Here is a 7413-nt window from a genome sequence, read left to right as displayed (position 1 = left end):
CGACATTCCTAGAAGGTATCCGGAAGCAGGCGCGCGCCTTCAGAGCGGGGATTGAGCAGGTTTTCCAGGTAGCGGGAGACGCAGACGCTGATTTCACTGATGGAAACAGACCTCCCGCTGTCTTCCGGCAGCGGGAGGTCAATCAGGCGTTCAAGCAGATTGCGTTGCATGGACGAAACCCGATGGCGATGCAGCCCGGCAATGCGCGCGGCACCAGCCCGGGAATGCCTCAAGCCGATGCGTTGGCCTTGATGTTCCAGGCGAACTCGTTGCCGCCCTTCTTGTTGCCCTTTTCGTCCTGTTCGTTGTACTTGAACTTGATCTTGGTGAAGTTGAAGGAGACGTTCTCATTGATGACATCGCCACCGCCGCCACTCAATTCCTGGCTGGTGATGATCACATCGTTCATGGTGACGACCATGTACTCCAGCGGATTGCCACCGGCCTTGCGGGCCGTGAACACCACAGTCGGGATATGGGCACCCTTGGCGCAGGCTTCGGTGATCTTGTTGGTGGCCTTGTCAACCTGCTTGCTGAAGCTGATGTCCCTGAACTGGGCCTTGCCCGTGCCGCCACCGCCACCGAAGCTCATCGAGCCGGTCTGTTGCACGCCAAACGAGATCGAACTGATCTGGATCTCGTTCTTGTGCGACTTGTCCTGCGACTCGCCTTCGATGCCGTCGATCTTCAGAAAATAATCGTCCATTTTGATACTCCTGGGTTATTGAAGGGAATGCTGTCCAGCATCAGCGCGCGGACTTGGGCAGTTCAGCCACCAGTCGCAGGGAGACGCTAAGTTCATCAAGCTGGTAATGCGGGCGCAGGAAGGCCACCGACTTGTAGGCACCGGGCTTGCCCGGGATCTCGGTGACCTCGATGCGGGCCTCGCGCAATGGCGAGCGCGCCTTTGATTCCTGCGCCGCGTTGTCGTCCAGCAGCACGTATTGCGCGATCCAGTTGTTGAGGAAGGATTCAACGCTGGACTTGGATGCAAAGCTGCCGATCTTGTCGCGCATCATCGACTTCAGGTAATGCGCGATGCGGCTGACCGCGAAGATGTATTGCAGCTGCGAGGACAGGCGCGCATTCGCGTTGGCGGCGTCGGTGTTGTATTCCTTGGCCTTCTGCGCGGACTGGGTGGAGAAGAACGCCGCGTAGTCGGTGCCCTTGCAATGCACCAGCGGGATCAAGCCCAGGTCGGCCAGTTCCTTCTCGCGGCGGTCGGTGATGGCGATCTCGACCGGGCACTTCAGCGCCACTTCGCCGTCATCGGTAGCAAAGGTATGCGTGGGCAGGCCCTCGACCAGACCACCGCCTTCGACACCACGGATTGCTGCACACCAGCCGTACTTGGCGAAAGCGTCAGTCACCTTCGCGCCCAGTGCGTAGGCCGCGTTCATCCACAGGTACTTGTTGTGTTCGGTGCCGTCGGTGCGCTCCACGAAATTGAACGCCTCCACCGGGTCGGTATCCGGCCCGTAAGGCAACCGGCCCAGCACATGCGGCATGGCAAGGCCCACGTAGCGCGAGTCTTCCGAGGCACGGAAGCTTTTCCACTTTGCGTATTCGACGGTGTCGAAAATCTTGGCAAGGTCGCGCGGGCCGGACAGCTCGGTGAAATCATCAAAACCCAGCAGTTCCGGCGAGGCCGCGCTGAGGAAAGGCGCATGCGCAGCCGCAGCGACGTGCGAGATTTCCTCGACCAGGTACATGTCCTCCGGATGACGACCAAACTCGAAGTCGCCGATCAGGGTGGCGAACGGCGCACCGCCGAAGGTGCCGTATTCCTCTTCGTAGATCTTCTTGAACAGCGTGCTCTGGTCGAAATCGGACGCATTCTTGAAGTCCTTGACCAGCTCCTTCTTGGTGGTGTTGAAGACCTTGATCTTCAGGGTGGTGCTGGTCTCGGAGTTGTCCACCAGATACTTCAGGCCGCGCCAGCTGCCTTCCAGTTGCTGGAACTCCGGCGCATGCATCACGGCAGACAATTGCTCGGACAGCACGCGGTCGATCTCGGCGATGCGCGCATCCAGCGCGCCGATGGCGTCCTTGGATACCACCATCGCGCCATCGCTGACCTGCGCCACCAGTTCGGCGATCAGGTCACGGGCGCGGCTGCGCTCACTGTCGGAGCGCGCGATCTTGCTCTGGGTCAGGATCTGGTCGAGCAGCCCGCCTTCTGCGGCTTCTGCGGTGGCGGCGGCTGCCGCCTGGGTTTCGGTATTGGCCATGTGTGTGCTCGCTGGTCGTGGTCGTCAGGTCAGGGGGCGGGTCAATTCACTCGTCGGAGCTGGAACCGACTTCCTTGCTGAGCTGGGCGATCTTGTCGGTGTTCTGCAGGACTTCGTTGAGCAGATCCTCGAACTTGTCGTTGCCTGCGGCCTTGTTGCGCAGGTCGGCCAGTTTCTGGCGCGCCTCCAGCAGCTTGCGCAGCGGCTCGATCTGGTTGACCACGCGCTCCGGCGAGAAGTCCTCCAGGCTGCGGAAGTTAAGCTCGACGCCCAGCTTGGAGCCGTCATCGGCCAGCTTGTTGTCCACCTGCATCTGCGCGCGCGGCTTCATGCCCTTGAGCACGTCGTCGAAGTTGTCCTTGTCCACGTTGACGAACTTGCGATCCTTCATCTTGCCCAGCGGCTCCGCCGGTTGCCCGCTGAAGTTGCCGAGCACTCCAGCCACGAAGGGAAGCTCCTTCTTTTCGATGGCGTCGCCGACCTCGACGTCGTAGGTGAGCTGCACGCGCGGTGCGCGCACGCGGTCGAGTTTGTGCTGGGTGCTTTCCTTCTTGGCCATGACGTTCCCCGTGCGCGTTGCATGTTGCGATTGGAGTGAAAGGGACATCGCCGCCGATGCGGCATGCCCCGTGGTGTGGAATCGAGTCTAGGAAGCGCGCCGCCGGCGCAACATCCATCGGACGGCCAGAAATGGGCATATGCCATTCGACAGGAACGCGCGCATGTCCGTTTCCGGCGCGCGATTACGTGACATGCGCATGTCAGTAGCTGGGCGGCAGGCCGACCCGCTCACGGATCGAGGACAACGTGCCTTCATCGCGGATCAGTTCTGCCAGGAACTGATCCAGCGGCATGTTGGCCCAGCTGACGGCGCGTTCCAGCAGATAGGCCACCGGGCTGTGTGGCTCGGTACGGCGGAAGAAGCCGGCGATGTCGCCAAGTGCGCGCAGCGCTGCTTCCTTCGATGCCAGGCTGCCACCACCCAGGTTGAGTGCCACGCCACCGCCACCACCTTCGGATGCGTACGCGGCCTGTTCGCCACCTTCATCCGCCGCAGCCGCCACGCCACCAAGGCCCTTGGCAGTCGCAACCCGTGCGTAAACCTGCTGGATTTTCTTCAGTGCATCGTCGATCGCGGCAAGGCTGGGCGCATCGCGGCCCAGCTTGCCGTCGGCCATCGCGCTGAAACGGGCAAAAGCTTCGCGTGCGGCCTGCACCTGTTCCGCGCGTTCGCGGATGACGCCGTCGGCAGTCGCCAGCATCCGGCTGTCATACGCCTCGCCATTGATCCGGCCTTCGTCCAGCGCAGTCTGATAGGCCTCGGCATTCTGCCGGCCCAGGTTGTCCACCTCGCGCGAATCGAGCCAGCCGGTCAAGGTCAGCGGCGCATGGGGATCGTCGTTGAGCATCATTGCCAGCAACGCGCGGCTGCCATAGGTGGCGAACCATGCCAGCTTGCCGGCGCGCTCTTCCAGATCACCATCCTCGGCGCGCGGATGCAGGTTTTCCCAGTAGGTATCCATCAAGCCGGTCAGCAGGTCGAAACCGTCACGCGCACCTTCCAGCCCATAGCGCGAGATCGCTGCTTCGGCCAGCCACACCGCCGCCTGCAAGTCCTTGCTGGTATTACGCAGGATGTCCTCGGCCAGGTTCTGTGCCTCGCGCCAGTCGGCGACCTTCAGCTCGGTCTGCCATTCGCCCTGGTCGAGGTTGGGATCGTCCGCGCGCCGCGCCTCGCGGATGCGGTCGAACTGATCGGAAAAGCTGGCATCGCTGCCAGCGGGGTCGCTGCCCGGGATCGGGGCGAGGAGTTCGTTGACATCGATGGCCATGGGGCTCTCCAGAGTTGCGTCATTCCAGGATCACGTTGGGAACCTCGGCGCGCGCCGTGCTGGCACCGAGGTACTGCTTCATTTCGTCGGACAGCTCGACCTGCAGGAACACGCGCGCGCTGCGGAAACCGGCCTCGGACAGCCGCTGGCGCAACGCGCCCCATTGCGACGGGCTGTAGCTGCCACGGAAATCCTCGATGCCGAAGGCATGCGCGCCGCTGGCGAAATCGCGGATCAGCTCGGCAAAACCCTCGGGGCCTGCATAGATGCGGGTCAATGCGATCTCGTTACCGGCAGACGCTGCGGCCTGCATCTGGCTGGTGGCCGGATCGAATTCCTGCACCGGCGCTTCATCCGACGCTGGCGCGGCGATGGCGATGCGGATGCGCGCCTGCAGACAGCTGGAGGGCGACCAGAACACCTGCGCGGTGGCATCGGCCAATGAATCACCCACCGATGTGGCGCGATAGACCCGCTCGCGGCATTCCACCTCGAACACCGTGCCGGATTCGCCTTCGTCCAGCGCACCAAGCTGGCTGGGCTGGCCGAGGGTGAAGCTGCCGGCAAGGAATGGCGGGCCATCGGACAGCACCGGCAGGAACTGGCGCTCGGCGGCGACCATGCCCTGATAAGCCGGCGTGAGCGGCATCGCCACGCCCGCCACCTTCACCGGCAGGCGTTCCTTCTCGGTGATGAAGGGCTTGAGCCAGTCGTTGACGAACGCGCCCAGCTTGCCCTGCGCGCCGTACAGCGCTTCGACCTGCGCCTGCGCGGGCAATGCCGACAACGGCTTGACCACACTCTCGCGCCAGCGCGCCTGCACGTACTCGCCGGCGCGATGCACGGTGAGGAACAGCAGCAGCTTCGACGGCCCCTGCACCACCGACCATGCGGACAGATCATTGCCCTTGAAGGCGGTGGCGTATTTTTCGTCCGGCTTGTCCACTGCTGCGATCAGTGCGGCGTACTCGCTGGCTGGCGGCTTGTCTGCCTGCCCTTTGCTCGCGAACAGATCCGATGCGATGCGATACACGTCCTCGCCGGAATCCTCCGCCGTCAGCCGCAGATAGGCGCGCGCGAACTCGGCATTGCTGGCATCCAGCACCTTGACCTGGGTATCGCGCATCGCCAGCAACCAGACCGGCGGTTCGATCTTCTCGCCACCAAAACGGAACGAATCGGCGACGAACCTGCCGAATGGCCGCCACGAGGACAGCCAATCGGCTTTCATCTGCGACCAGGCCACCGCCCAGCGCGACCCGAACGACCAATCGAGCGGCAGTTCATACAGGTGGCGCTGGGCGTCGCGAAAAAAAAAGGCGTAGGGATTCTGATGGCCGGCAGCGCGGGTCAGCAGTTCACCGTAGCGCCCGCGCCATAGCGAAATGCCTTCCTGAAAGCCTGCCTGGAACTTCGCCCAGCTTGCGAAGTAATCATTGAAATAGCGGTCGCGCAGGTCGTCGAGCTTCGCCTGCTGGCTTGGTGCGCGGTCGCGCAGGGTTGCCAGCATCGGCTGCACCACGCCTTCCCAGCTCTCGCGGGTGTAGGCGCGCGGAATGCCGAGTGGTTGTGTGTCTTCGCTGCCCACCACCGTGCCTTCCGGCAGCCAGTAGGTGGCGAGGGTGATTGATTGGCCGCGCGCATCGGCCCATGCGCGCAGATCGTCGGAGCGCGGCATGTAGCCGGTCAACAGCTTGTCGAGCAGCCCCTGCAGCCGGTCGCGCTCGGCATCAAGGACGTTTTTTTTTTGCCAGCGCAGATAGCCCAGATAGGTGGCGAACAGGGCGTCTGCGTTCTCTCGATCGCGGCGGGTGTCATGGTTGGCGCTGACGAAGGGCGCAAACAGGCGCGAACGCGCATCAAAGCTGACGTTGTTCGGCAATTCGCGCTTGCGGCATTCCTCGCCACCGCTGCGGCATTCGTCCAGCAGACGCAGGCGCTGGGTGATGGCAAGTACATGCTCGATGCCCGCGCGGCGCTGGTCGATGTCGGTTGCCAGCATCTGGTCCTCGGGCGCGAGGATCAGGTTGGCGAAGTCGTCGATGACCCGCTGCTTGAGCCTGGCGATGTCGCTGTCGGCGCGGCGGATGCCGAAGCTGAGCAAGGTGTCGCCTGCGGCGGCTTCCAGCGCCCCGATGGTGCGCCCGCAGCCAGCCACCCATTCGATGCGTCCGCCCGAGGTGCGGTCGGCGACTTCGGCGCAGGCGGTGCGGGTCTGCGCCAGCAACGCGGTGTCATCCTTGCGCGCCGCCTTCAGGCCATAGGCCAGCGAGGCCGACAGCCCCAACATCGCCAGCACGCCCAGACCGGCCACTGCCATTCGCCCGGCACTGCCACGGAAGCTGGCACCGGCCAGCGGCTGGTCGCTGGGCAGGAAACGGGTGAACAGGTCGGCGACGAAAGCGCCACCGCGATGCGCGGCATCGGCACCCCCGGCAAAGTACAGGCCACGCCAGCGCGGCGTGCGCTGGAAGGGGTTGTCCTCCAGCATCAGGTTGACGAACAGCGGCAACCCCTGCCCGGCCAGGCGCAGTGATTCGATGAAATCGAACACGGCACGGCGATGCTGCGGCGTGTGCTGCGCGCGCAACGCGGTCATGCGCAGCGCGTGCAGGCGGTCTTCGATTGGCTGCATCACCTCCGCCACGCGCCCGCTTGCAGCGGCGCTGACCACTTCATCAACGGCAAAACGATGCCCCAGCGCCTGCGCAAAGGCTTCGGCGGGCAGCGTGGCACGCAGTTGCGCATAGCCCGGCAGGCGTTCCAGCCCGCTCACCACGAAGTACACCGGCACCTGCAACTGCAGGTGTTCCATCGCCTCGTCCACCAGCCTGCGCAGGCGCGTGGCGGTTTCCTTCAGCGCATCCGCCGGCCCCATCAGGGTCTGCGCCGCAACCGCGACGACGATCCCGTTGAGCGGCAGCTTCTCGCGCTCGTCGGCCAGCTTCATCAGCGCCTGATACCAGAGACCACGATCCAGCCGCGCGCCTGCATCGCAAACCACGCGCGGATGCATTTCGATGGCGATCATCGATTTGTGGAACCACCAGCGCCAGACATCGTCCGCTGCCATCTGCGCACCGTCCGGCGCGGGGAATGGCGAGACCTCGCTGCCTGCGCGCAGCAGGCCATCCACGCCTGCGGCGGCATCGCCCACGAACAGCAGCCACGGGATGCGATACAGCGGCGTGCGGCCCTTGTCGATGTCCGGCGAGCGCGCGATGGTGCGCTTGGCTTCGCTGATGGCAGCGGTCATGCGCTGCACCGGCTCGCGCTCATCCTCGGCATTGCCGGGGCCGAGGTCGCCGATGCGCTTGCGCGTGCGCCCCTTGATCGATGCCTTGCGCTGG

The 7413-nt window shown here is 64.1% G+C and carries 6 protein-coding genes; all 6 read right to left on the bottom strand.

The genetic code is table 11. From position 1 onward, the window contains the following. Positions 1–8: 8 nt before the first annotated feature. Positions 9–170 carry a hypothetical protein gene (locus QM612_RS04095; RefSeq protein WP_415252622.1) on the bottom strand — a complete coding sequence of 54 codons (162 nt, stop codon included), beginning with the start codon at positions 168–170 and terminating at the stop codon, positions 9–11. 59 nt (positions 171–229) lie between these two features. Continuing rightward, entirely contained in the window at positions 230–706 is a 477-nt protein-coding gene (locus QM612_RS04090) for an Hcp family type VI secretion system effector (protein ID WP_415252621.1), read from the bottom strand. A gap of 40 nt (positions 707–746) precedes the next feature. Further along, positions 747–2231, bottom strand: a complete 1485-nt coding sequence (tssC, locus tag QM612_RS04085; protein WP_415252620.1) for a type VI secretion system contractile sheath large subunit — start codon at positions 2229–2231, stop codon at positions 747–749. Between the two features lie 46 nt (positions 2232–2277). Then, positions 2278–2790, bottom strand: a complete 513-nt coding sequence (gene tssB / locus QM612_RS04080; protein ID WP_415252619.1) for a type VI secretion system contractile sheath small subunit — start codon at positions 2788–2790, stop codon at positions 2278–2280. Positions 2791–2992: 202 nt separating this feature from the next. Further along, entirely contained in the window at positions 2993–4063 is a 1071-nt protein-coding gene (gene tssA, locus QM612_RS04075) for a type VI secretion system protein TssA (RefSeq protein ID WP_415252618.1), read from the bottom strand. Between the two features lie 19 nt (positions 4064–4082). Next, on the bottom strand, positions 4083–7413 hold a 3331-nt coding region (locus QM612_RS04070; RefSeq protein WP_415252617.1), incomplete at its 5' end, for a type VI secretion protein IcmF/TssM N-terminal domain-containing protein.

The organism is Thermomonas sp., assembly GCF_047606765.1.
In the GTDB taxonomy this organism is placed as follows: domain Bacteria; phylum Pseudomonadota; class Gammaproteobacteria; order Xanthomonadales; family Xanthomonadaceae; genus Thermomonas.
This window is presented reverse-complemented; position numbering and strand designations above follow the sequence as displayed.